General features: G+C 64.8%; 18 protein-coding genes. 9 read left to right on the top strand and 9 right to left on the bottom strand.

From position 1 onward, the window contains the following. The first annotated feature begins 280 nt into the window (after window positions 1–280). Window positions 281–2,458: a malate synthase G gene (locus R9B85_RS14350; protein ID WP_112251473.1), complete on the top strand. Its 2,178-nt coding sequence runs from the start codon at window positions 281–283 to the stop codon at window positions 2,456–2,458. A 147-nt stretch (window positions 2,459–2,605) separates the two neighbouring features. Here R9B85_RS14350 and R9B85_RS14345 read toward each other — a convergent pair whose 3' ends face one another. Next, a complete protein-coding gene (locus R9B85_RS14345; RefSeq protein ID WP_112251471.1) occupies window positions 2,606–3,082 on the bottom strand; it encodes a response regulator in 477 nt (158 codons plus the stop codon). Between the two features lie 180 nt (window positions 3,083–3,262). Between R9B85_RS14345 and R9B85_RS14340 the strand changes: the two genes are divergently transcribed. The 8 genes from R9B85_RS14340 to R9B85_RS14305 all read left to right on the top strand — a co-directional run bounded on the left by R9B85_RS14340 (window position 3,263) and on the right by R9B85_RS14305 (window position 14,593). After that, window positions 3,263–5,200, top strand: coding sequence for a DUF294 nucleotidyltransferase-like domain-containing protein (locus tag R9B85_RS14340; RefSeq protein WP_207878571.1), 1,938 nt, complete (start codon window positions 3,263–3,265; stop codon window positions 5,198–5,200). Beyond that, complete coding sequence (locus R9B85_RS14335) at window positions 5,197–5,907, top strand: PolC-type DNA polymerase III (RefSeq protein ID WP_423770313.1); 711 nt, start codon at window positions 5,197–5,199, stop codon at window positions 5,905–5,907. Before R9B85_RS14340 ends, R9B85_RS14335 begins: the two co-directional genes overlap by 4 nt. Before the next feature lie 235 nt (window positions 5,908–6,142). Beyond that, entirely contained in the window at window positions 6,143–6,661 is a 519-nt protein-coding gene (locus R9B85_RS14330; RefSeq protein ID WP_015268687.1) for an RNA polymerase sigma factor, read from the top strand. Beyond that, window positions 6,658–7,614: a FecR domain-containing protein gene (locus tag R9B85_RS14325; RefSeq protein WP_207878573.1), complete on the top strand. Its 957-nt coding sequence runs from the start codon at window positions 6,658–6,660 to the stop codon at window positions 7,612–7,614. The genes R9B85_RS14330 and R9B85_RS14325 overlap by 4 nt, the downstream gene beginning before the upstream one ends. Before the next feature lie 219 nt (window positions 7,615–7,833). Next, the gene (locus tag R9B85_RS14320; RefSeq protein ID WP_215521045.1) at window positions 7,834–10,269 is read left to right on the top strand and encodes a TonB-dependent siderophore receptor; all 2,436 of its coding nucleotides are present in this window, start codon (window positions 7,834–7,836) and stop codon (window positions 10,267–10,269) included. A gap of 142 nt (window positions 10,270–10,411) precedes the next feature. Continuing rightward, complete coding sequence (locus R9B85_RS14315) at window positions 10,412–11,524, top strand: PepSY-associated TM helix domain-containing protein (protein ID WP_423770312.1); 1,113 nt, start codon at window positions 10,412–10,414, stop codon at window positions 11,522–11,524. Then, on the top strand, window positions 11,521–11,706 hold the full coding sequence (locus R9B85_RS14310; RefSeq protein WP_112251460.1) for a hypothetical protein: 186 nt from the start codon (window positions 11,521–11,523) through the stop codon (window positions 11,704–11,706). Before R9B85_RS14315 ends, R9B85_RS14310 begins: the two co-directional genes overlap by 4 nt. 67 nt (window positions 11,707–11,773) lie before the next feature. Next, the gene (locus tag R9B85_RS14305) at window positions 11,774–14,593 is read left to right on the top strand and encodes a dermonecrotic toxin domain-containing protein (RefSeq protein ID WP_423770311.1); all 2,820 of its coding nucleotides are present in this window, start codon (window positions 11,774–11,776) and stop codon (window positions 14,591–14,593) included. Here R9B85_RS14305 and R9B85_RS14300 read toward each other — a convergent pair. From R9B85_RS14300 to glnE, 8 genes are all read right to left on the bottom strand, one after another. Then, a complete protein-coding gene (locus R9B85_RS14300; protein WP_112251457.1) occupies window positions 14,554–15,996 on the bottom strand; it encodes a lipopolysaccharide kinase InaA family protein in 1,443 nt (480 codons plus the stop codon). The genes R9B85_RS14305 and R9B85_RS14300 overlap by 40 nt on opposite strands. After that, entirely contained in the window at window positions 15,996–16,748 is a 753-nt protein-coding gene (locus R9B85_RS14295; protein ID WP_252378483.1) for a lipopolysaccharide kinase InaA family protein, read from the bottom strand. Before R9B85_RS14295 ends, R9B85_RS14300 begins: the two co-directional genes overlap by 1 nt. Further along, complete coding sequence (locus R9B85_RS14290; protein ID WP_112251455.1) at window positions 16,745–17,479, bottom strand: lipopolysaccharide kinase InaA family protein; 735 nt, start codon at window positions 17,477–17,479, stop codon at window positions 16,745–16,747. The genes R9B85_RS14295 and R9B85_RS14290 overlap by 4 nt, the downstream gene beginning before the upstream one ends. Then, window positions 17,479–18,285, bottom strand: a complete 807-nt coding sequence (gene rfaP / locus R9B85_RS14285) for a lipopolysaccharide core heptose(I) kinase RfaP (RefSeq protein WP_112251454.1) — start codon at window positions 18,283–18,285, stop codon at window positions 17,479–17,481. The genes R9B85_RS14290 and rfaP overlap by 1 nt, the downstream gene beginning before the upstream one ends. Continuing rightward, complete coding sequence (locus R9B85_RS14280; protein ID WP_207878581.1) at window positions 18,282–19,406, bottom strand: glycosyltransferase family 4 protein; 1,125 nt, start codon at window positions 19,404–19,406, stop codon at window positions 18,282–18,284. The genes rfaP and R9B85_RS14280 overlap by 4 nt, the downstream gene beginning before the upstream one ends. Continuing rightward, window positions 19,406–20,464, bottom strand: coding sequence for a lipopolysaccharide heptosyltransferase I (waaC, locus tag R9B85_RS14275; protein ID WP_015268679.1), 1,059 nt, complete (start codon window positions 20,462–20,464; stop codon window positions 19,406–19,408). The genes R9B85_RS14280 and waaC overlap by 1 nt, the downstream gene beginning before the upstream one ends. Continuing rightward, a complete protein-coding gene (waaF, locus tag R9B85_RS14270) occupies window positions 20,465–21,514 on the bottom strand; it encodes a lipopolysaccharide heptosyltransferase II (protein ID WP_423770310.1) in 1,050 nt (349 codons plus the stop codon). 222 nt (window positions 21,515–21,736) lie between these two features. Then, a complete protein-coding gene (glnE, locus tag R9B85_RS14265; protein WP_423770309.1) occupies window positions 21,737–24,670 on the bottom strand; it encodes a bifunctional [glutamate--ammonia ligase]-adenylyl-L-tyrosine phosphorylase/[glutamate--ammonia-ligase] adenylyltransferase in 2,934 nt (977 codons plus the stop codon). Window positions 24,671–24,959 lie beyond the last annotated feature (289 nt).

Raw genomic sequence — 24,959 nt, 5'->3', positions numbered from 1 at the left:
CGTGACCATACGCGACCAACGGGTCGCATAACGGCGCTTTTAGTCTGATTTTGCCCCGCCTACTGCTTCATGTAGTATCCCGTGGCGCGGACTACAAAACGTCGTTTGGATGTCTGCCAAGGCGCCTGTGAAAATACGCACACTGTCTGCCAGCCAGTCTGGCAGGCCGCACCCAGCCGCGCTCGGGCTCTACTCGGGGGCATGCACTGGTGCCGTGTTTAGAGAAGCGCTACAGGCTTAATACAGAAGAGCGAAATAGCTGAGCAGAGTGAGGCAAGCAATGACTGGATACGTTCAAGTCGGTGGCCTTCAGGTCGCCAAGGTCCTGTACGACTTCGTGAACAACGAAGCGATCCCAGGGACCGGCATCGTCGCCGAGCAGTTCTGGGCGGGTGCAGAGAAGATCATCAATGACCTCGCTCCAAAGAACAAAGCCCTGCTCGCCAAACGCGACGAGCTGCAAGCCAAGATCGACGCCTGGCACCAGGCACGCAAAGGCCAGGCCCATGACGCCGTAGCCTACAAAGCATTCCTCCAGGAAATCGGCTACCTGCTGCCACAAGCCGACGATTTCCAGGCCACCACCCAGAACGTCGACGAAGAAATCGCCCACATGGCCGGCCCGCAGCTGGTCGTACCGGTGATGAACGCCCGCTTCGCCCTGAACGCCGCCAACGCCCGTTGGGGTTCGCTGTACGACGCGCTGTATGGCACCGATGCCATCAGCGATGAAGGCGGCGCAGAGAAAGGCCAAGGCTACAACAAGGTGCGTGGCGACAAGGTCATCGCCTTCGCCCGCGCCTTCCTCGACGAAGCCGCGCCACTGGCAGCCGGCTCGCACGTCGATTCCACCGGCTACCGCATCGAAGGCGGCAAGCTGGTAGTTGCCCTGAAAGGCGGCAGCAACAGCGGCCTGCGTGACGACGCCCAGCTGATCGGCTTCCATGGCGATGCCGCCGCGCCGACTGCCGTGCTGCTCAAGCACAACGGCCTGCACTTCGAAATCCAGGTCGATGCCAGCACCCCGGTCGGCAGCACCGACGCCGCCGGCGTGAAAGACATCCTGATGGAATCGGCGCTGACCACCATCATGGACTGCGAAGACTCGGTTGCCGCCGTCGACGCCGACGACAAGGTGGTCGTCTACCGCAACTGGCTGGGCCTGATGAAAGGCGACCTGGCCGAAAGCGTCAGCAAGGGTGGCAAGACCTTCACCCGCACCATGAACCCGGACCGCGAGTACGCCGCGCCCAACGGCGGCAGCGTGACCCTGCACGGCCGTTCGTTGCTGTTCGTGCGCAACGTTGGCCACCTGATGACCAACCCGGCGATCCTCGACGCCCAGGGCAACGAAATCCCCGAGGGCATCCAGGACGGGCTGTTCACCAACCTGATCGCCCTGCACAACCTCAATGGCAACACCAGCCGCAAGAACACCCGCAGCGGCAGCGTGTACATCGTCAAGCCGAAGATGCACGGCCCGGAAGAAGTAGCCTTCGCAGCCGAGATCTTCAGCCAGGTCGAAGACCTGCTGGGCATGAAGCGCAACACCGTCAAGGTCGGCATCATGGACGAGGAGCGCCGTACCACGGTCAACCTCAAGTCGTGCATCAAGGCCGCAGCCGAGCGCGTGGTGTTCATCAATACCGGCTTCCTCGACCGCACCGGCGATGAAATCCACACCTCGATGGAAGCCGGCGCCGTGGTGCGCAAGGGTGCCATGAAGAACGAGAAGTGGATCGGTGCCTACGAGAACAACAACGTCGACGTCGGCCTGGCCACCGGCCTGCAAGGCCGTGCGCAGATCGGCAAGGGCATGTGGGCCATGCCCGACCTGATGGCGGCCATGCTCGAGCAGAAGATCGCCCACCCGCTGGCCGGTGCCAACACCGCCTGGGTGCCGTCGCCGACTGCAGCCACCCTGCATGCCCTGCACTACCACAAGGTGGACGTACAGGCACGTCAGCGTGAACTGGCTTCGCGCACCCCGGCGTCGGTAGACGACATCCTGACCATCCCGCTGGCCGCCGACACCAACTGGTCGGCCGAAGAGATCCGCAACGAACTGGACAACAACGCCCAAGGCATCCTCGGCTACGTGGTGCGCTGGATCGACCAGGGTGTGGGTTGCTCGAAGGTGCCAGACATCAACAACGTCGGCCTGATGGAAGACCGCGCCACCCTGCGCATTTCGGCCCAGTTGCTGGCCAACTGGCTGCGCCATGGCGTGGTCAGCCAGGAGCAGGTACTGGAAAGCCTCAAGCGCATGGCGGTGGTGGTTGACCAGCAGAACGCCGGTGATGCCCTGTATCGCCCGATGGCACCTGACTTCGACGACAACATCGCATTCCAGGCCGCTGTGGAGTTGGTACTGGAAGGTGGAAAGCAGCCGAACGGTTACACCGAGCCGGTACTGCACCGCCGTCGCCGCGAGTTCAAGGCGCGTAACGGGTTGTAAGCGACATCTGCGACAGGGGGCCGCTTTGCGGCCCTTTCGCGACACAAGGCCGCTCCTACAGGTACCGCGCAAGGCTGAAGTCTGGCGCGGTACTTGTGGGAGCGGCCTTGTGTCGCGAAAGGGCTGCAAAGCAGCCCCACTCCTGCACTACTGGATCTTCAGTTCTTTCTTCACCAGCTCCAGCAGCCTGTCCAGATCCACCGGCTTCAGCAGAAAATCCACCACCCCAAGGTGCATCACGTCCACCGCCTCTTCCACATCGGTGTCGCCTGACACCACGATGATCGACAACGCCGCCCGCTCCGACTCGCGAATCTGCCGGATCAGCTCCAGGCCATCCTCGGGCTGCATGCGCAAATCCGTGATCATCAAGCCGATCCGCTGCTGGTAATGCAGGTAAAGCCTGGCTTCCTCGGCCCCATCCGCGCCTACGCAGTCAATGCCCCGGCTTTTCAGGTACAGGATCAGCGCCTCACGGTTCACTGCATTGTCATCCACCACCAGCACCAGCGGCTTGGCTGCCACAGGCGCACTCACGACGGCCAATGCCTCGCGCTCGGCGTCGCTCAGGATGTCGTGTTGCTCAGGCATGCTCATCTCGTCAAAAAAATTCCGCTTCAGCATTAGGACCGCAGAACTTGCGTAACCCGGCTGGCCTTTCGTCGGGTCTTTGACAGGGCGCTCATAGACTTACGTCCAATGGGCACCACCTCGCCGCAAGCCGACCATGGAGGCAGAGAACAACATGGCCGGCACCTATATATATATAGATATATAGTTCGGCATAGCGATACGGTCAGTTTCATGAGCAAAAAGGACGCCTACAGCCAGGCGGGCAGGACGGCAGTGCTGCAGAACATCCAGGGTACCCTGCAGTTCCTGCAGCGTTTTCCGCCATTCAACCAGATGGAACACAGCCACCTGGCCTACCTGGTCGAACAGTGCCAGCTGCGCTTCTATGCCAGCGGCGAAAGCATCGTCAAACCTGCCGACGGGCCGGTCGAGCACTTCTACGTCGTCAAGCAAGGCCGCGTGGTGGGTGAGCGCCAGCACCTGGTCAAGCCTGGTGTGGAGACCACCTTCGAAATCACCAGCGGCGAATGCTTCCCGCTGGCGGCCCTGCTCGGCGAGCGAGCGACTCGAACCGAGCACCTCGCGGGTGAGGACACCTTCTGCCTGCAACTGAACAAGCCCGCGTTCATCCGCGTATTCTCCATGTCGGAAGTGTTTCGGGATTTTGCCCTGCGCGGGGTCAGCAGCCTGCTCGACCAGGTCAACCAGCAGGTACGCCAGCGCGCGGTGGAAACCCTCGGCACCCAGTATTCGCTGAATACGCCACTGGGAGAACTGGCCATGCGCCACCCGGTAGTGTGCAACCCCGAGACGCCCCTGCGCGACGCCGTGCGGCTGATGCACGAGCAGCAGGTCGGCAGCATCGTGGTGGTCGACCCGCAGCGCTACCCCACCGGTATCTTCACCCTGCGCGACCTGCGCCAGGTGGTGGCCGCCGCCGATGCCGACCTGGGTGCGCCCATCGCGCGCCACATGACCGCCCAGCCGTTCTACCTCAGCCCCCAGGCCAGCGCCTTCGACGCAGCTATGGCCATGACCGAACGGCATATCGCCCATGTCTGCCTGGTGGAAAACCAGCGCCTGTGCGGTGTGGTTTCGGAGCGCGACCTGTTCTCCCTGCAACGGGTCGACCTGGTGCACCTGGCACGCACCATCCGCCACGCGCCGCGCCTGGATACCCTGGTCTCGCTGCGTGGCGAAATCAGCCAGTTGGTCGAGCGCATGCTGGCCCATGGCGCGTCCTCCACGCAGATCACCCAGATCATCACCCTGCTCAACGACCACACCGTGTGCCGGGTGATCGAGCTGGCGCTGGCCGAGCGCGGTGACCCGGGCGTGCCGTTCAGCTGGCTGTGCTTTGGCAGCGAAGGGCGACGTGAACAAACCCTGCATACCGACCAGGACAACGGCATCCTCTTCGAAGCCGCCGACAGCGACGAGGCCGACGCCATCCGCGCGCGCCTGCTCCCGCTGGCGCAATACATCAACCAGTGCCTGGCCCAGTGTGGCTTCACCCTGTGCAAGGGCAACGTCATGGCCGGCAACCCCGAGCTGTGCCTGTCCCGCAGTGAGTGGGCGCGGCGTTTTGCCGGTTTTGTCCGCGAGGCCAGCCCGGAGAACCTGCTGGGCTCGAGCATCTATTTCGACCTGCGCGTGGTGTGGGGCGACGAGCAAGGCTGTGAGCAGCTGCGCCAAGGCCTGCTGGACCAGGTGGCTGACAACCGCATCTTCCAGCGCATGCTGGCTGACAACGCCCTGCGCCAGCGCCCGCCGGTAGGCCGCCTGCGCGAGTTCGTGCTGACCCGCCAAGGCAACGACAAGGCCGCCACCCTCGACCTCAAGGTCCAGGGCCTGACGCCCTTCGTCGATGGTGCCAGGCTGCTGGCCCTGGCCAACGGCATCGGTGCCTGCAATACCCTGGAACGTCTACGTCAGCTGGTGGCCAAGGGCGTGATCGAGGCACTGGACGGCGCAGCATATGAAGAGGCCTACCACTTCATCCAGCAAACCCGCATGCAGCAGCACCAGCGCCAGACCCGCGACAACCTGCCGTATTCCAACCGCCTGGACCCGGACAGCCTCAACCACCTGGACCGGCGCATCCTGCGCGAGTCCCTGCGTCAGGCCCAGCGCCTGCAAAGCAGCCTGGCCTTGCGGTACCAGCTATGAGCCTGTTCGCCTGGCTGCGCCCCAGTGCGCCCGAACTGGACCATGCCATGCGCCAGCGCCTGGCCCGGCTGCCCAAGGCCGCACCACTGGGGGTGTGTACCCTGCGCGAGCAGCGCTGGGTGGTGCTGGACCTGGAGACCAGCGGCCTGAACCCCAACCGTGACCAGGTACTGTCGGTTGGCGCCGTGGCCATCGAGGATGGCGCCATCGACTTTGCCCAGCAGTTCGAACGCACCCTGCACCGGCCTTTGCAGAAGACCAACGCCAGCGTGCTGATCCACGGCCTGGGCCCGAGTGCCCTGGCTGCCGGTTGCGACCCTGCCGAGGCCTTGCTCGATCTGCTCGACTTCATTGGCAATAGCCCGGTGCTGGCATTCCATGCGCCATTCGACCAGCGCATGCTGGCCCGCGCGCTGAAGGAAAGCCTGGGCCACCGCTTGCAGTCGCACTTCCTGGATGTTGCCGAGCTGGCGCCGATGCTCAACCCCGACACAGTGCTGCGCGAGGCCGGGCTGGATGACTGGGTGGCGCGGTTTGGCCTGCACGTGGAAGAGCGCCATCATGCCAGCGCCGATGCCTTGGTGACCGCCGAACTGGCGCTGATCCTGTTCAGCCAGGCCCGGCGCCAGCAACTGGACAGCCCGCTGCAGCTGGAGCAGCGGTTGCGCGGCTGGCGGCGGCGCAAGGTGCAAAGCCACGGCCTGTAGCCTTGCATTGCCCTTGCAGACCTCTTCGCGGGTAAACCCGCTCCCACAGGTACTGTGCAATGCTCAGGCCTGCGCCGTACCTGTGGGAGCGGGTTTACCCGCGAAGAGGCCTGTACAGGTGATGCACCTTCCATGATGGCCATCCGATAAGCGTCCATTGCACCCACCCCCTCCCCTCTGCAACAATCGCGAATAATTATCGTTAGTTAATGCATTCGTTCCGGGGGGACGCTGCTTGTCTTCTGCACAGAGCCCACACGCCGATCTGGTCGGTGCGCTGTACCGCGACCACCGCGGCTGGCTGCTCGCCTGGCTGCAACGCAGCATGGCCTGCCGCCAACGTGCCGAAGACCTGAGCCAGGACACCTTCGTGCGCCTGCTCGGCCGTGCGCAACTGGATACGCCCCGCGAACCCCGCGCATTCCTGGCCGCCGTGGCCAAAGGCCTGATGTTCGACCACTTCCGCCGCGCCGCGCTGGAACAGGCCTACCTGGCCGAACTGGCCCTGATGCCGGAAGCCGAACAACCTTCCCCGGAAGTGCAGCATCTGATCCTCGAGGACCTCAAGGCCATCGACCGCCTGCTCGGCAAGCTGTCGAGCAAGGCCCGCGCAGCATTCCTGCACAATCGCCTGGACGGTATGAGCCATGCCGAAATCGCCGAGCGCATGGGGGTTTCGGTGTCGCGGGTGCGCCAGTACATCGCCCAGGGTATGCGCCAGTGCTACGTGGCTCTGTACGGGGAGCCGACGTGAGCAGTGCACCGGTTTCGTCTCGGGTGCTGGAAGCCGCCATTGCCTGGAAACTCAGCCTCGACAACGGCAGCGGCACACCCGACGAGCGCAGCGAATTCATGCGCTGGCATGCCGCCAGCGAGGAGCACGCCCGCGCCTGGCGCCAACTCGGTGCCATGGACCAGCGGGTGAACGCCGCTGCCGGCCCGGCACGCCAGGCCCTGCTGCAATCGCGCGCCGGCCTGCGCCGACGTATCGGCAAGGTCGGCGGCGGGCTGGCCGGCATGTTTCTTCTGGGCTCGCTGCTGGCCTGGGTCGGCGCGCCATCGCTGGCACCGAGCTACTGGCTGGCCGACCAGCGCACCGCTACCGGCGAACTGCGCACCCTGCGCCTGGAAGACGGCACCTTGCTGAGCCTGAACAGCCACACTGCCGTGGACATCGACTACGCCGGCGAGCAACGGGTGATCGTGCTGCACCAGGGCGAGATCTCGGTCGAAACCGGCCATCAGGACCCGCGTCCGCTGCTGGTGCGCACCGACGATGGCCGCCTGCGCCCACTGGGCACGCGCTTCCTGGTGCGCCGCGAGGATGACGGCACCCGCCTGGAAGTGCTGCAAGCCTCGGTCGCCGCCATGCCGCTGAACAGCGGCGACGAACAGGTGCTGCGCGAAGGCCAGCAGGTGCTGATGAACGCCAACGGCCTTGGCCGGGTCGGCACGGTGCCAGCCGGAGCCGACGCCTGGACCCGCGGCATGCTGGTGGTGGACAACGTGCGCCTGGCCGACCTGCTGGCCGCGCTTGGCCAGTACCGCAGCGGTTACCTCGGGGTAGACGACAAGGTCGCCGATCTGCGGGTGACCGGCAGCTTCCCGCTGACCGACACCGACCTGGCGCTTTCGTCGCTGGTGCCGGCACTGCCGGTGAAGGTCGAGCGGCATACCCAGTGGTGGGTGACCGTCGGTCCCAAGTAGGCCTGCACCGGCCTCTTCGCGGGTAAACCCGCTTCCACAGGATTGCACCAGCCTCAAAGCCCCCGCGATCCCTGTGGGAGCGGGTTTACCCGCGAAAAGGCCGGTACAAGCAGAAACCAACTTCAAATAATTCTCAATTTTTTTCAGATTCGCCCTGTCACTTTTCAAATCTCGCTCGGCAAGGAAGCAGAAAGCACTTATCCGTCGAGGAGCCGCTGCATGTCCCGTGCTGTTGATCGTATCTTGCGCCCCAGCCTGATGGCCCTGGCCATCGCCGTGGCCGCGCCATTGGCCAGCCCTGCCCTGTTCGCCGCCGAGCAATCCGCTCAGCGTGCCTACGACCTGCCCAGCGCCCCGCTGGCCACCACCCTCAACCAGATCGCCAGCCAGGCCGGCATTACCCTGGCCATCGACCCGGCACTGGTCAGCGGTCGTACCTCGGCCCCGGTGAGTGGGCAGTACGATGGCCTTGGTGCCCTGCAGGCTGCCCTGCGCGGCACCGGCCTGCAGCTGCAGCAAAGCAGCGTGGGCAGCTACAGCCTGGTGGCTACGCCGGAAGGGACACTGGCGTTGCCGGAGACTGCGATCAATGCGACTTCAACCTATGAAAGCGCCTGGGGACCGGTAGAGGGTTACACCGCCACCCGGACAGCAGCTGGCACCAAGACCGACACCGCCATCGCCGAACTCCCCCGCTCGGTAAGTGTGATCACCCGCCAGCAGATGGAAGATCGCCCGGTGCTCAGCCTGAACGATGCCCTTCGCTACACCGCTGGCGTGCAGAGCAGCGGCTATGGCTCCGACTCGCGCAGCGACTGGTTGCTGGTACGTGGTTTTGTGCCTACCCAGTTCCTCGATGGCCTGCCATTGCCCAGGGGCAACTACGCCACCCCCAAGATCGAGCCCTGGAACCTGGAGCGCATCGCCGTGCTGCGTGGCCCGGCTTCTTCGGTCTACGGCCAGACGCCACCAGGTGGTCTGCTCGACATGACCAGCCGTCGGCCGCAGCTGGAAAGCAGCCACGAAGTCGAAGCCCAGGTTGGCAGCAACAACCACAAGCAGATCAACTTCGACAGCACCGGCAAGCTCGACGATGCAGGCCAGTTCCTGTACCGAGTGAGCGGTACCGTGCGAGACAGCGGTTCGCCAGTCGACCACATCCCGGACAAGCGCTACAACATAGCGCCCAGCCTGACCTGGAATATCAACGACGACACCAAGCTGACTTTCATCAGCCAGTACACCCGCGATGATACCGGCATCACCGGGCAGTTCCTGCCACTGCAAGGCACCAAGCTGGATAGCCCCGCAGGCAAGATTTCGCACCACAAGAACCTCGGCGACCCGGATTGGGAATCCTACGACCGCACCTACTACCACCTGGGCTATGCGTTCGAGACCCGCCTGAACGATACCTGGCAGTTCCGTCAGAACCTGCGCTATGCGCGTAACGAACTGGACTTCAAGGGCATTACCGCCGGTGGTTCCATCTGGCCAGCCGGCCCGGACGAAGCTGTCAGCGCCGATGGCACCGTGCAGCGCACCGCCGGCATCGTGGAAGAGGACATCTCCCAGTTCGCCCTGGACAACAACTTCCAGGCCGACTTCCAGACCGGCCAGGTTGCCCACACCCTGCTGCTGGGTCTCGACCACCAGCGCTCGGACAGCAATGCCCGCTGGCGCTGGGGCTCGGCTGGTGTGCCACCAAGCAATATCCACAACCCGATCTACGGTCAGGATTTCTCGAACGTCGATTACTTCGACATGTACGACTACGACCAGAAAACCCAACAGACCGGCCTGTATATCCAGGACCAGATGGCCCTGGACAACTGGCGTCTGACTCTTGGTGGCCGTGAGGACTGGGTGCACACCGGCACCACCTTCCACAACCAGGGCGACGCCACCAACACCCAACGCGACAAGAAATTCAGTGGCAACGCAGCGCTCAGCTATGTGTTCGACAACGGCCTGACGCCTTACATCTCCTATGCCGAGTCGTTCCAGGCTGCTACCGGCTCCACCGTCAACAGCACCGATGCCTTCAAACCTACCGAAGGGAAACAGTACGAACTGGGCATCAAGTACCAGCCTCCAGGCAGCAACAGCTTGTTCACCGCGGCTGTGTTCGACCTGACGCAGGAGAACATGTCGGTGACCGAGGGTGGTGTGACCCGCCAGGTTGGCGAAGTGCGCGTCAAAGGCCTGGAGCTGGAGGCTACTTCGGATGTAACCGAGAATCTCAAGCTGGTGGGCTCGTACACCTACAACGACAGCGAGATCATCAAGGGCACCAGTGACGAGAAAGGCAAGCGCATGGCGCAGGTGCCGCGCAACCAGGCCACTGCCTGGGCCGACTACACCTGGCACAGCGGGCCACTGGATGGGTTTGGGGTCGGCGTTGGCGTGCGCTACGTGGGCGACACCTACGGTAATACCACTAACACCGATTGGGGCCATGTGGGGTCCTACACCGTCTACGACGCTTCGGTGCACTACGACCTGGGCCGCCTGAACAGCACCCTCAAGGGCGTGACCGTAGCCGTGGATGCGAAGAACCTGTTCAACAAGGACTACCTGTCTACCTGTGACGGCTACTACTGCTACTACGGCGACGAGCGCAACGTGGTGGCCAGTGTCAATTACAAGTTCTGAGTGAACGGGGGCCGCTTTGCGGCCCTTTCGCGACACAAGGCCGCTCCTACAGGAAAACGTGCTCCCCTGTAGGAGCGGCCTTGTGTCGCAAAAGGGCTGCGCAGCAGCCCCAGCTTCCAACAGGCAAAAAATCGGTACCGTGATGAAAAGCCCAACCATTCGCCGCTGGTCGGTGATCCACACCTGGAGCAGCCTGGTCTGCACCCTTTTCCTGCTGTTGCTGGCAGTCACCGGCCTGCCGCTGATCTTCCACCACGAACTCGAACACCTGCTCGGCGACGCGCCCGAACTGCGAGAAATGCCGGCAGGCACCCCACACCTCGACCTGCAGCAGTTGGTGATCAAGGCCGAGCAGCACCGCCCCGGCGAGGTCATGCAGTACTTTGGCTACGACGAGGACGAAGCCAACGGTGTGGTGGCCATCACCGCCGCCACCGCCGGCACCGAACCTAATTCGTCGCACACCTTCATGCTTGACGCCCGCACCGGCGAAGCCGTGGCCATGCCGGCCGCCAACGGCGGCTTCATGATGACCATGCTGCGCCTGCACGTGGACATGTTCGCCGGCCTGCCCGGCAAGCTGCTGCTGGCCTTCATGGGCGTGCTGTTCGTCGTGGCAATCATCTCCGGCACCGTGCTCTATGCACCATTCATGCGCCGCCTGGACTTCGCCACGGTACGCCACGGCAAATCCCGCCGCCTGCGCTGGCTCGACCTGCACAACCTGATCGGCGTGGTCACCCTGGCCTGGGCACTGACGGTAGGCGTGACCGGTGTGATCAGCGCCCTGTCCGACCTGGTCATCGCCGCCTGGCGCAATGACAGCCTGGCCGCCATGGTCGCGCCCTACCGTGATGCCCCACCGCTCATCGAGCGCGCCCCGGCCACCCGCCTGCTAGGCATCGCCGAACAGGCCGCACCCGGCATGCGCCCGGACTTCATCGCCTTCCCCGGCACCCGCTTCTCCAGCGAACACCACTACGCGGTGTTCATGAAAGGCGCCACGCACCTGACCTCGCACCTGCTCACCCCGGTGCTGATCGATGCACGCACGCTGGAAGTTACTGCGGTCGGTGAACGCCCCTGGTACATGGACGCCATGGGCCTGTCGCAACCGCTGCACTTCGGCGATTACGGAGGGCGGCCGATGCAGGTCCTCTGGGCCGTGCTCGACGTGCTGACCATCATCGTGCTCGGCAGTGGCCTGTACCTGTGGTGGGGCAAGCAGCGCAAGCCCAAGGGGGCAACCGCATGAGCCACAAGTCGCGGTCAACCCGGCGCATCTACGCCTGGCCGGCGCTTATCGCCCTGCTCAGTGCCGGCGGGTTATTCGCAGCCCTGCTGGGCGACGGCATCTGGGACAGCCTCGCCTGGCTAGGCCTGGGCGTTTCGGCCGTGCTGGGCCTGCGTGGCTTGTGGCCCCGGCGCCGGCAATAACCGGCTACCACCCACCTCGCACATTGCCTCGACATGGTGTGGCTCCCTTAACCCACGGAACTACACCATGACCCCGCTACAACGCCTCGAAGCCCTGGACACCCAGATCACTGCCCTGCAACGAGGGCAGCCCGCCCCGGTCGACGGCCTGGCGCACTTGCAGCTGCGCCAGCGCTTTTTCGGTGACCTGGCACTGTTCTGGAAGGAAGCCCCTGCCGGGGGCCAAAGCCGCTTCCAGCGCTTGCTGCAACTGCGTCACGAGCAGCTGCTTGCGGAGCTTGAGCTGCGTCTGGCCGACCAGACCCTCGGCTACGATGCTATCGTGTTGCTACGCACCTGCCTGGCTTCGCCACGGGCCTGGCAGCGCCGACATCTGCCCACCATGCAGCGCGCACAGCTGTACCGCCCGGTTTTCAGCAGCCTGAGCCCCAACCGCCGGCTGCATCTGCGGGGCGCACTGGTGCTGGTGGCCGGTAGCCCGGAGGGCAGCGCTGCATTACCCGGCACAGCCAGCGGCCTGGCCTTGCTGTGCAGCCTTTCACATGGCATCGAGGCATTCGCCAACCTCGCCGAACTGCACACCGAGCTGTGCGAACGTCTCGACGACCCGCTGCAAAGCCAACCCATGCTGCAGTTGCTGCCTCGCATTGAAGACCAGCAACTGATTCAGCAAGCAGACCAGCTGCGTTACGAGTGGTTTGCCGAGGACATGGTCGAGCAGCAGGTTCAAGACCTGATCGATATGCAGCGCGAACGCCTGGCAATTACCTGGCAAACCGCCTGGCAGCATGAGCATGCGCCCGACCTGGCAGACTTCAGCGCCATGCTGGCCAACCAGCAAGGCTTGCTGAGCCTCATGGGTTGCAAGCATGCCCTGGCCACGCGTTATGCACTGCTGCTGGAAAAACATTTGCCCAGCTGGCTGCGCAATGCTTCCGCACAAGGTTTGGCGCACATCATGCAAACCATGCAGGAGCTCGCCGGAGCCATCACCCAGGCCGCCGCGCCCGGGCTGCTGACCCTGGAGCAGTTCAGCCAGCATAATCACTTGCTGGCATGGGTCCGTGACCGCCTGGGCGAACAGCTGCGCCGGGAACACGGCATCCACACGCCTGCCGAGCAGATCCTCGTCAAGGTCACCATGGCCCGGCGCAAAGGCCCGCTGCTCAATCCGCTGGCACCCTCCAGCTACATCGCAGCAGCAAGCCGCCCACAGGTGGGCGATACCATCGAAATGGTACCGCTCAGCTACCGCCTGGACGAGTTGGCTCTGCTCAACATCGCCTGGTTCGATGTCGAATACTGGCTGACCGCACGAGTCCAGCGCGCTGACGGAAGCGCCTTGCCCAGGCTCACGCCTGCGCATGTCAAACGACTGGTGCGCAACCTGGATGCTGGCAGTGGCTACCTTCGCTACCTGCGCCACCACCTGCTCGACTCCGCCGCCGGTCGCTGGCGCATGCAGGCCCATGGCGCCATAAACCGTGCGCGCATGCACGCCGAAGCGGCCAAGGCCCGCTACGCCGGGCACTTCCTGAACGACCCGCTGGAGCAGGGCTATCGCTGGGTCAGGGCAATCATTCACTACCCAGACAGCGGCTGGCGGCCGACCATCGAGGAACACCGCATCGTGGTCCGCCAGTTGCTCATCGACGGCCATACCCTGCACGGTGTACTGCTGCTCAATGCCGAGGTCGCCAGTGTCCAGTCGTTGGTGGTCTACACCCCGGATGCGCCCGACCGCCGTGCCTGGCGCGAATTCCGCAACACCCGCGACCTGTTACGGACCTTGCGCAATACCCCGGCGCTGCGCGAATACGTGATTCAACGGGCGCCCCAAGCCAACCGCAAACGGCTGGACAAACTGCTGCGCATGGGGCGCCTGGGGCCCTACGTGCAACGACCGATCATTACCGGCAACCTGTACCAAGCCTGCTACCGGGCAGAGGTGCAAATGCTGATGGCCGAGGCCGACAGCAACAGCCGCAGCAACAACGAAGTGCTGGGCGAGTTCAGCCTGGCCACCCTGCGCCTTATCCTCGACCTGATCAGCTTGGTGCTGCCTGCACCCGCCATGTCGGCACTGGCCTTCGGGCGCATGGCCATTTCCATCTGGGATGGCGTGGAAGCGATGCATCGGGACGACTACGAAGCCACCCTGCACCACGCCATTGCCGCGCTCAGCCACACCGCCGACGGGCTAAACAGTTTTGCCGGCTCAACCTTGATGCGCCGGGCACTGCGTGGCTTGCCACCGCAGCCACCGCGGCCGCTACCGAAAAGCCACGAAGCCGCGGTCGACATCAGCAAGCTGCGCTACCGGATCGACGGTATTCACGGGGAGAAGGTCTACGAACAGATCAGTGCTACAGCAGGGCCGGACCGCTATTTCGTCAAGGACAGCCATGGGCGCATGTACAGCGTAAACTTCGACGGCCAGCGCTGGCGGGCACTGGACCCCAGGCAGCCGGACGCCTACGTGCAACTGCCGCTAAAGCGCCTTCGCGATGGTACCTGGGTGGTCGACTCGCCCGTGCTCTGGCACGACGGTTTGCCCGACCTCAGCCACCTGTTCGAAACCTGCCGCCTGCAACCCGAACGCGAAGGCCTGGCGCTAGCGACCGAGGACGACCTGTACGAGGCCGATGGGCAACTTTACCTGCTGCTGGCGGGCAAGCAGCTACCGGTGCGCCGGCACCTGCTCCCAGGCCATTACCATCTAGGCATCCCGCAACACGCGCTCGGCGCTGTGCACGCCTGGGCGGTGCTGCGCCGCCAGGACGGCCAGTGGCGCATTCGCGTGCGCCAGCCAGGCCGCAGCAGCGACTGGCTGACACTGCCGGCGGATTACTCGGCCAGCCTGGGCAGCAGCCGGTCCAGCCGCTGATGCAGGGCACTGCCACTCGGCCAGTTGCGCAGCAACCGCGCCCGGTCACGGGCGTAGGCCGGGGCGAAGCTGAGCTGGGTGGCGTGCTGGCACATGGCATCGAGGTCGATCAGCGACCACTGGCCGTTGTCCCAGAACAGGTTATGGCCCTTGAAATCGCCATGGCTGATACGCTCGCGAATCAGCTGCTGCATCACATGTACCAGGGCATCGACCTGCTCTTCGGGTGCATCGCCGTTTTCCACATAGGGTGCGAAGCACTCGGCCAAGTCCGGGCCATCGACATACTCGGTGACCAGGTAGGCACGGCTGCGCAGGCCCATGACCCGCTGCTCCAGCACCGCCAACGGGCGCGGCGTGGCGATGTCGAGGAACTCCAGGCGATGCCCTTCGATCCACGAATGCCAGGCCCGGCTCGGCCGCCAGAAGCGCTTGAACCAGTGTGCGGTGTTCTTGATGTTGTAGCGCTTGAGCACCAGTGTGCGGCCGCCAACCTCGATGCGCGCCACACTGGCAGCGCCACCGGTCTTGTACAGGTGGCCCTGGTCGATCAACGCGTCGGCCTGCTCCAACACCGGCAGCATGGCTTCAACCTCGTTGCGGCGGACCGCCCGCAAGCCCGAAAGGCTGCGCTCGACACTGAACAGGCTGCATTCACGGCCAGCCTTTTCCAGGTAATCCTTCTGGCGCCAGCTGCGCACCTTGTCCACCTGCTTCTGCAAGGCTTCCAGCGGCAACGCATGCTCGGCGTTGGCCAGCAGATAGTGCACCAGCAGCTCTTCGATGAACGGTTCCAGGCGCTTGGGTAGCTGGGCGAAGAATACCCCAAGGTTTTCCAGCACACGCGGGCGCGACAGCTGCTGGCCAGGTGTTTCCGCCTTGATGCCGGCGCCGTCGATCAGGTAAAGCTTGCCCCCATGGCGCAGCAGGTTGTCCAGGTGCAGGTCTTCCTGCCACAGGCCTTGGGCGTGCATGTGCGCCACTGCGGTGAGCGCCTCGCCCAGCACCAGATGCTGCTCATCGGCCAGCACCGGCAAGCTCTCCACTGCCGCCCAGGCATCGGCCAGGCTTTCGGCCCCGTCGAGGAACTCGAACAGCAGCCAGCCACCCTCGCCTTCCTTGAGGCCATCGGCCAGCAGCTTCGGCGTGGTCAGGCCCTGCTCGGCCAGCAGCTTCACGCCTTGCAGTTCGCGCTGGAAATGCCGTGCAGCGTTACCACCGACCAGCAGTTTGGCCAACACCGGTGTACCGCGCCACACGCCGGCGCCCACATAGCGCTGGCCCGGCAGCACGCGCAGCAGGCTGAGCAATTGCAGGTCGGCCGTGCCGGCGGCATCGGCCAGGGTGATACTCAGGGGCAACGAAGGGCTGCGCCCGGCCTCTTTCAATTCAGACAAACGCATCAGCGGGCCTCTTTTTCACGACGGCGTTGCGTCAGGCGTTGCAGCCAGGTATCGACCAGCGTGCCGTCGGCAGGCTGCGCCAGGTAGCTGGCCAGCAAGCTACGTACATCGCGCCCGCTCCAGACAGGGGCGCGACGCAGCAGCGGCTCCAGATCCTTGAGACGGTCACGCATGCCGAACAGCAGGGGGCGGGTCTTCTCCAGGTCGATCAGTTGCGCGTCCCAGCCTTCGCGGCGCTGGCGCAGGAAGATGTGCTTGGGGTAGAAGCAGCCGTGCACCTGGCCGGCGCTGTGCAGGGTACGCGCCAGCTGGCCGCAAGCCTGCAGGATGCCGTTGCGTTCAGCATCGCTCAGTTGTGGCCACCGGGCCAGCAGGCTGTCGAGGTCGGCCCATTCGTCCAGAGCGCGAGTCATCAGAATCGCCCGGTGCGTGCCGCCTTGCTTGCGCTCGCCATAGAACACCGCCTGCAAGGCCGGGATCTGCAGCTTCTGGTAACGGCTGATGTTGCGGAATTCGCGGGCGAAGGTCGGTTCGCCAAATGGCCGGTGCAGGGTACGGGTCAGGTAGTCGCTCTGGCGCTTGAGGTAGTAGCCCTTGCCTTCGAGCTCCAGGCGGAACACGCTGCTCCAGCCACCGCGGCCGGTGTTCGGTTCGTCCACGGCATCCAGTTGCAGTGCCCACAGCGCCTCGAAGTCGTCCAGGCCATGGCGTTTGAGCAGCGCGATGTCCGCGCTGGCCAGATAATCGGTCATTCCCTTCCCTCGAAAAAGCTCACCACCTGGCGAATGCGTTTCTTGTCACGCACATTCAGCCGGTCGCGGCCACGGTATTGCAGGTAGAAACGCAGGCGCTGGGTTGCCGACAGGTGGTATTTGGCCACTTTGTCCAGGCACGCCAGGTCCTTGATCATCCGGTGCCGCCACATGAAGCCGCGCCAGAAATCACCGGTGGGGCAGTCGATGAAGAATAGCGTGCCATGGTCGTCGACCAGCAGGTTGCGCCACTTCAGGTCGTTATGCGCGAAGTGGTGCTGGTGCATGACCCGAGTATGGCGCGCCAGCTGGCTGCTGACATGCCCTACCCAGGCGCGATCGGCCAAGCGTGCATCGTTGCGCTCGGCCAGCGCCGACAGGTCTTCGGTGCGTGGCAGTTCGCGGGTGATCATCGCCCCCCGACCAAACGCCAGGCCATTGCGCTCCAGGCCCCAGGCCACCACTTCGGCAGTGGGGATGCCCCATTTGTCGAACTGTTTGAGGTTCTGCCATTCGGCCTTGATCCGCGGCCGGCCCAGGTAACGGCGCATGTGCTTGCCGGCCCCGGTGTAACGCTTGACGTAGTAGTTGACCCCGCCACGTTCGACGCGCACCACCTCGCTGATCGGGTCGCGGGTCAGGCGCTCGCCTTGCAAGGCGAATACCGCTTCCAGGCTGCCGAAGTCCGCCGCCAGGTGTTCATAGCCCGGCGCCAGTGTCCACCCCGCCATCAGAGTGCATCTCCATAGCGTTGCTTGCGATCGTAGAGTTTCTGCGCCTTGCGCTCCAGCCAGGCGAGCAGCGCGGCTTCGTCCTTCAGGATCTGCCGCAGCGGGCGCTGGAAGTAACCGCGCAGGAAGCGCAGCTTGTCGCGCTGAGTCAGGCCGATGTCCAGCGCCGAGAAGTACAGCGCGGCCAGGTCCTTGTCGCGCCAGCGGCGGCTGATTCTCGCCCGGGTCTGCGCGCGGTGCAGGTCGATCACCGACAGTTTGAAGTCGTCCGCCGTCACCGGGCGGTCGGTGTGCAGCAGGAAGTGGCAGATGTAGCAGTCGCGGTGGTTGACCCCGGCGCGGTGCATGCCGCCGGTCATCTTCGCCACTTCGGCGATCAGCGCACGCTTGAGGCGCGGCTCGGGCGGCTGCCTGACCCAGTCGATGCTGAAGTCTTCCAGGCTGATGGTCGGCGCCAGTTCTTCGGTGATGATGAACGAGTGCTGCGCGGCCGGGTTGCTGCCACGCTCGCCATAGGCGACGGCAGTCATGGTCGGCACGCCAACCTGGTGCAGGCGCTGGATGGCCTGCCATTCCTGGCCGGCGCCGAGCACCGGCAGCTTGGCGGTGAGCAGGTTCTTGAAGATCTCGCCCCAGCCGATGCCGCGGTGGATCTTGACGAAGAAGCCCTCGCCAGCGACTTCGGTGCGTAGCGTGCGGCGCCCTTCCAGTTCGCGATAGACCTCGCCTTGCAGCGCCTCAACGGCATCGAAGGCATCACGCCCGGCCCACAGGCGCTTGAACGGTTCGGCCAGTATCAGCTTCATGCGGACTCCTGCCCCAGGATCACATCAGCGGCATGCTGCGGCATGCTGTACAGGTCGGCGGTTTCAGCAAACGCCAGGCCGTTGCGCGACCAGCTGGCGCGGGCCTGTTGGTCCTCGAGCATGCGCTGCAGGTAGCCATTGAGCTGTTCCTGCTCGAACGGCTCGTCCAGCACCAGCCCGCTGTCGGCTTCGGCAATGTAGTGGGCGTAGCCGCACACTTTGGAGACCAGCACCGGCAGGCCGGCCACCAGCGCCTCGAGCAGCACCGTGCCGGTGTTCTCGTTGTACGCCGGGTGGATCAGCAGGTCGGCGCCCAGCAGGAAGCGCGGGATGTCGCTGCGGCCCTTGAGGAACTGCACCTGATCGCCCAGGCCCAAGGTAGCGCTTTGCAGCTGGAACACCTTGGGGTCATCCTGGCCGATCACCATCAGCCTGGTGCGCTTGCGCAGGGCCGAAGGCAGTGCGGCCAGGGCCTTGAGGCTGCGGTCGACGCCCTTGGTCTTGAAGCCCGAGCCAATCTGCACCAGCAGCAGGTCGTCGTCGCCCAGGTTGAATTCCTTGCGGAACTCCGCGCGGATCTCGCTGGCATTGGCCGGCGCGCGGCGGTCCTGGGAAATGCCCGGCGGCAGCAGGTGGAAACGCTCCACCGGGGTGCCGTAGTGCTTGATGAACAGCGGCTGCTGAACTTCGGAAATCATCAGCACTTCGGTATGGGCATCCTTGGCGAACACCGCACGTTCGTACTCGGCAAAGTGCCGGTAGCGGCCCCAGCGGCGGTACAGGCCGCCACGCAGGGTCTGCGCCTTGTCCTCGAAGCAGCCATCGGCGGCGTAGTACACATCCAGCCCAGGCATCTTGTTGAAGCCGATCAGGCGGTCGACCGGGCGCTTGGCCAGGTCGGCGGCCATCCAGGCGCTGAGCTTCTCGTTGCGGCGGTGGTTGAAAATCGCCTTCACCGGCGCCACCAGCACTTCGAAGCCCGGCGGAATGTCACCCTCCCAGATCAGCGTGTACACACGGATCTGATGGCCCCGCTTCTGGCATTCCAGGGCAATGCGCATGAAGTCGCGCTGCAGCCCGCCGAAGGGGAAATATTTGTAAAGTACGAAAGCCAGTTGCATCAACGGACATCCTCAGCCAGCAGCAACGCGCTCAAGCGGCTCGCCACATGCTCGGGATTCAGGCGAGTGAAGCACAGCGGCCACTCGCGTTTCAGATCGAACCGGCGCAGGTCGTCGGCGCTCGGTTTATAGGTGCACTTTTTCTGCAGGCAGGGCGCGCAGGGCCAGTCACTGGCCTGGTGAATCTGGGTCCGTCCGTAGGCGCCGGTCAGGCCCGGGTTGGTCGGGCCGAACAGCGAAATGGTGGGCACATCAAGTGCCGCCGCCAGGTGGCCAAGGCCGGTATCGACCGCCACACAGGCTTTTGCCGCCGCCAACACGCGGGCGACGCCGGCAAGGTTCAATTTGGGGAGTACCTGGCAATTGTTCAACCCCTGGGCGATGCGCTCGGCCCGCGCCTTCTCGGCAGGGTTGCCCCACGGCAGGCGCACCTCCAGCTTGCGCCGGCCCATGCGCTCGGCCAGTTCGCGCCAGTAGGCTTCGGGCCAGTGCTTGGTCGCCCAGGTGGTGCCATGCAGGAACACCACATAGGGGGCGGCAGGCGGCAGTTGCAGGCGCTCGAGGTCGAGGCCGTAATTGCCGATGCCTTCCGGCAGGTCATAGGCCAGGGCCATGGCGAACAGCTGGCGCACCCGCTCAACCGCGTGCTGGCCGGTAGCAACCGACAGGCGCCGGTCATAGAAGCGGCTGGCCCAGCCTTCGCGGGCCGAGTAGCGGTCCAGGCCAGCCACCGGCGCCTTCACATAGCGGGTCAGCCAGGCCGACTTGACCAGGCCCTGGGCGTCGATCACCAGGTCGTACTTGCGCTCGCGTACACGTTGCTTGAACGCCTTCCACTCGCCACTCTTGATGGTTTGCCAGAGGTTCTTGCGCCAGCGGCGGATGGCCACCGGGATCACCTGGTCGACCGCCGGGTGCCAGCTGGGGATTTCGGCGAAGCCTTCTTCCACCACCCAGTCGAAGCGGATGCCCGGGATGGCGTGGGCCGCATCGGTAAGCGCCGGCAAGGTGTGGATCACATCCCCCAGCGACGAAGTCTTGATGATCAGTACCCGCACTTAGTCGACCTCGGCCACGGTATCGATCAGGTCCGGCCCGCTCAGGCTGTGCAGGGCGGCAATGACTTTGCCAGGTTCCAGCAGGCGCAGGCAGTTGTAGTGGCCGAAGCGGCAGGTGCGGTCGAAGCACGGGCTGCACTCGATGCCGGTGCGCACCACTTCCACGTGCTCGGCCAGCGGCGGGGTGAAGCCCGGCGAAGTCGAGCCGTACACCGCCACCAACGGGCGGTTCAGCGCGGCGGCCACGTGCATCAGGCCCGAGTCGTTGGACACCACGGCATGGGCGCAGGACATCAGGTCGATGGCCTCGGCCAACGAGGTTTCGCCGGCCAGGTTGGACGATTCTTCACGCAGCCCCGGGATCAGCCGGTCGCGGACCTGCTCACCGACCGGGTGATCGTTCTTCGAGCCGAACAGCCACACCTGCCAGCCCTGGCGGATCATCGCATCGGCCACGCTGGCGTAGTGCTCGGCCGGCCAGCGCTTGGCCTCGCCGAACTCGGCACCGGGGCACAGCGCCAGCACCGGGCGGTCCAGCTCCAGGCCGAACTTGGCCAGGGCGGCGTCACGGCTTTGCGCTTCGATCTGCAGGCTGGGCCGCGGGTACGGCTGCGGCAGCTCGGCGCCGGGTGCGTAGGCCAGGGCCATGAAGCGCTCGATCATCAGCGGGTAGCGGGCCTTGTCCAGCTTGCGCACGTCGTTGAGCAGGCCGAAGCGCATTTCGCCGCGCCAGCCGGTGCGCTTGGGGATACCGGCAAAGAACGGCACCAGCGCCGACTTGAGCGAGTTGGGCAGCAGGATGGCCTGGTCGTACTGGCCGGCCAGGGACTTGCCGATGCGTCGCCGCGTGGCCAGTTCCAGTGCGCCGTGGCCGAGCGGGAAGCTCAGGGCCTGACGGACCTCGGGCATGCGCTCCAGGATCGGCCGGCTCCACTCGGGGGCCAACACATCGATCACGCAGTCGGGGTGCTGCTGTTTCAGGCACTGGAACAGGGTCTGCGCCATCACCATGTCGCCGACCCAGCTGGGGCCAATGATCAGTATTCTCATGCTTAGTCCAGAAACGCTCGGGGAGGCTACAGGCTGCGGTACAGCCTGGCCTCCCCTCTTTATATTCAGGCTATGTGGCGGACAGTGTACCACTCAGGCATATCCGTCGCTGACTGCAGACCCTGTGGGAGCGGGTTTACCCGCGAACACCGGCGAAGCCGGTGCCATGCACCGCGTGGCCTTTTCGCGGGTGAACCCGCTCCCACAGGGTTGGCGAGGCCTTCAAGTCAGACCCAATTCACCCCAGATCCGCCGCACCTCACGGCGTTCATCGGCAAACTGCGCTGCATCGATCACCCCAGCCTCCTTTTGCAGAGCCTGGCGGTGCGAGGCCGAGCGGAACGCCTTGTACACTTCACGCAACAGCACCGCGTCACTGGCCGGCATCAAACCCGCCTGCTCCAGCTCTTCCAGAATGCGGATGTTATCGGTCCATCGGAGTATGGCCGGGTGGTCGTGGGACCAGGCCAAAGCGGCGTATTGCACCATAAATTCGATATCGACGATACCGCCGGCATCCTGCTTGATATCGAACGGCACACCGGCCTCGAAAGCGTTGGCTGCGGTACCGGCAGCGGTGGCCTTGGTGCCGAGGTTATCGCGCATCTTGGCGCGCATTTCGCTCACTTCGCTGCGCAGTTTTTCCAGGTCGCGGGCCTGGCCCAGAACCTTGGCGCGCACACCTTCGAATGCCGTGCCCACCTGCTTGCAGCCCCCCAGCACCCGGGCCCGCACCAAGGCCTGGTGCTCCCAGGTCCAGGCCTCGTTCTGCTGGTAGCGCTCGAACGCACCCAGCGAGCTCACCAGCAGGCCCGAGGCACCCGACGGGCGCAGGCGCATGTCCACGTCATACAGCTGGCCCGAGTTGGTCTGGGTAGTCAGCAGGTGAATGATGCGTTGGCCCAGGCGGGTGAAGAACTGCGCACTGTCGATCGGCTTGGCGCCGTCGGTTTCCGCCTGCGGGTCGCCGTCATGGATGAATACCAGGTCCAGGTCCGAGCCGTGACCCAGCTCCAGGCCACCTACCTTGCCGTAGCCGATGATGATGAAGCCCGGGTCGCACAGGCTGCCGTCGCTGCGCTTGGGCTGGCCGTGGCGGGCCACGGTCTGGCGCCAGGCCAGGGCCAGTACCTGGTCGAGGATGGCCTCAGCCAGCCAGGTCAGGTAGTCGCTGACCTTCATCAGCGGCAGGTTGCCGCTGATTTCCGAGGCGGCCACGCGCAGGCTGTGGGCCAGCTTGAAGTGGCGCAGCGCCTCCATTTGCTGTTCCAGGTCGTCCTCGGGGATGCGCGTCAGGCGTTCGCGCAATTCGCTGGCCAGCTCCGGCGCCAGTGGCGGGCTGAACAGGCGGCCTTCATTGAGCAGCTCGTCGAGCAGCAGCGGGTAGCGGGCAATCTGCTCGGCAATCCATGGGCTGGCGGCGCACAGGGTCAGCAGGCGGCGCAAGGCGCCGGGGTTTTCGGTGAGCAACACCAGGTAGGCAGAACGCCGCGCCACGGCCTCGACCAGCGGCAACACGCGCTCGAGCACCAGGTCGGGGTTGTCATGCTCCACAGCCTGGGCCAGCAACCGCGGGATAAAGGCGTCCAGGCGCTCACGGCCAATCCGCTGCATCGAACGCAGCTGCGGGCTGGAGCGCAGCGCGGCCAGGCGCCGCAGGGCTTCGGCGGGCTGCTGGAAGCCGGCCTCCTGCAGCTGACGGCCAGCGGCCTCTTCATCCTGCGCCTGCTCCCACAGCGGCGACCATTCGCCACCCACCACCAGCTCGCCTTCGCCGTCTTCATCATCCGGGTCGGCGATCACCTGACGGAAATGCCAGTCAATGCGGCCACGCCAGTGCGTCAGTTGGTCATGGAAGCTTTGCCAGTCGGCATAACCGAGCATGTAGGCCACCCGCGCCTGATCGGTCTCGCTGTCCGGCAGCATCTGCGTCTGGCGGTCGGCGATGGCCTGGATGGCGTGCTCGGTATAGCGCAGGAATTCATAACCCTCGCGCAGCTCGGCGACCACGGCTGGCGGCAGGTAGCCCTGGCCCTCGAGGGTGGCCAGCACTTTCAGCAGCGGCCGCTGTTGCAGGCTGAGGTCGCGCCCGCCGTGGATCAGCTGGAAGGCCTGGGCGATGAATTCCACCTCGCGAATGCCCCCGGCACCCAGCTTGATATTGTCGGCCATGCCCTTGCGCCGCACTTCCTGCTGGATCAGCTGCTTCATGGTGCGCAGCGCTTCGATCGCGGAAAAATCCAGGTAGCGGCGGTACACGAACGGCCGCAGCATCTCCTGCAGCTGCGCGCCGGCCGCCTGGTCGCCGGCCACCACCCGCGCCTTGATCATCGCGTAGCGTTCCCAGTCGCGGCCCTGGTCCTGGTAGTACTGCTCCAGGGCATTGAAGCTGAGCACCAGCGCACCGGCCGATCCGTAGGGGCGCAGGCGCATGTCGACGCGGAACACGAAACCGTCGACGGTGACCGGGTCCAGGGCCTTGATCAGGCGCTGGCCCAGACGGGTGAAGAACTCCTGGTTGTCTAGCGAGCGCTTCACCCCTTCGGTTTCGCCACCTTCGGGGAAGGCGAAGATCAGGTCGATGTCCGACGACAGGTTCAGCTCCACCGCGCCCAGCTTGCCCATGCCCAGCACCACCATGTGCTGCGGCTGGCCGCTGCGGTTACCGACAGGCGTACCGAACTGCTGGCAGTGGCGCGGGTACAGCCACTGGTAGGCTTCGTCGATGGCGGCATCGGCCAGGTCGGACAGGTCGCGGCAGGTTTCGCCCAACTCGGCCTGGCGAGTGATATCGCGCCAGATGATGCGCAGCTGTTGACGGTTGCGCTCGCGGCGCAGGTTGCGCGCCAGCTCGTCTTCGCTCTGCGCCGCCTGGGCCGTGGCGGCGATGTGCCCGCGCAGTTCACCGGCAGCGTAGCGCCGGTCCAGCTCGCCGCTGGCCAGCAGGCCGAACAGCATGGCCGGCTCGCGCCGGGCCAGGCCGAGGACGAAGTCGCTGGCGGCGGCTACCTGGTCGAACTGTTGCCGATGCAGCGGGCTCCAGATGTGCAGGTCGAGTTCCGGGTGGGCAGCCACCGCATCGCTGAGGAATTGCTGGTTGCGAATGATCAGCGGCTGCAAGGTGGCGGGCAGATCGGACGGCAAAGGTAGGCGCATGGTCTATCCTTGATCGGCGTGAAAGAGAGGGGAACAAGCGGCCAAGGGGAAGCCGGACCACGGTTGGACTGTCGTACAAAAGTTGGAAATAGCTGAAAAAAACGGAAAATTGGTAGCAAACATCAAGAATTACCCGCTCGCGACACAACGCCAACCAACATGAACGTTTTTCCTCACAAGCCAACATGCGACGAAACGTCGCACAAATGTAGTTTTACTACTACTCGTGTCGTGTAAAAGCATGAAATGCGAAAGCAAATGTAGTAAAACTACACGGCGCCGGAGGACA

This window comes from Pseudomonas sp. NLJ1 (assembly GCF_049486705.1).
Taxonomy (GTDB): domain Bacteria; phylum Pseudomonadota; class Gammaproteobacteria; order Pseudomonadales; family Pseudomonadaceae; genus Aquipseudomonas; species Aquipseudomonas inefficax.
This window is presented reverse-complemented; position numbering and strand designations above follow the sequence as displayed.

What these genes read in the sequence shown, in the direction of transcription:
- R9B85_RS14295 (WP_252378483.1), bottom strand. Translation starts at nt 16,748, where the DNA reads ATGACCGATTATCTGGCCAGCGCGGACATCGCGCTGCTCAAACGCCAT.
- R9B85_RS14335 (WP_423770313.1), top strand. Translation starts at nt 5,197, where the DNA reads ATGAGCCTGTTCGCCTGGCTGCGCCCCAGTGCGCCCGAACTGGACCAT.
- R9B85_RS14315 (WP_423770312.1), top strand. Translation starts at nt 10,412, where the DNA reads ATGAAAAGCCCAACCATTCGCCGCTGGTCGGTGATCCACACCTGGAGC.
- R9B85_RS14290 (WP_112251455.1), bottom strand. Translation starts at nt 17,479, where the DNA reads ATGGCGGGGTGGACACTGGCGCCGGGCTATGAACACCTGGCGGCGGAC.
- R9B85_RS14300 (WP_112251457.1), bottom strand. Translation starts at nt 15,996, where the DNA reads ATGCGTTTGTCTGAATTGAAAGAGGCCGGGCGCAGCCCTTCGTTGCCC.
- R9B85_RS14345 (WP_112251471.1), bottom strand. Translation starts at nt 3,082, where the DNA reads ATGCTGAAGCGGAATTTTTTTGACGAGATGAGCATGCCTGAGCAACAC.
- R9B85_RS14340 (WP_207878571.1), top strand. Translation starts at nt 3,263, where the DNA reads ATGAGCAAAAAGGACGCCTACAGCCAGGCGGGCAGGACGGCAGTGCTG.
- waaF (WP_423770310.1), bottom strand. Translation starts at nt 21,514, where the DNA reads ATGAGAATACTGATCATTGGCCCCAGCTGGGTCGGCGACATGGTGATG.
- rfaP (WP_112251454.1), bottom strand. Translation starts at nt 18,285, where the DNA reads ATGAAGCTGATACTGGCCGAACCGTTCAAGCGCCTGTGGGCCGGGCGT.
- R9B85_RS14350 (WP_112251473.1), top strand. Translation starts at nt 281, where the DNA reads ATGACTGGATACGTTCAAGTCGGTGGCCTTCAGGTCGCCAAGGTCCTG.
- R9B85_RS14310 (WP_112251460.1), top strand. Translation starts at nt 11,521, where the DNA reads ATGAGCCACAAGTCGCGGTCAACCCGGCGCATCTACGCCTGGCCGGCG.
- R9B85_RS14320 (WP_215521045.1), top strand. Translation starts at nt 7,834, where the DNA reads ATGTCCCGTGCTGTTGATCGTATCTTGCGCCCCAGCCTGATGGCCCTG.
- R9B85_RS14305 (WP_423770311.1), top strand. Translation starts at nt 11,774, where the DNA reads ATGACCCCGCTACAACGCCTCGAAGCCCTGGACACCCAGATCACTGCC.
- R9B85_RS14280 (WP_207878581.1), bottom strand. Translation starts at nt 19,406, where the DNA reads ATGCAACTGGCTTTCGTACTTTACAAATATTTCCCCTTCGGCGGGCTG.
- glnE (WP_423770309.1), bottom strand. Translation starts at nt 24,670, where the DNA reads ATGCGCCTACCTTTGCCGTCCGATCTGCCCGCCACCTTGCAGCCGCTG.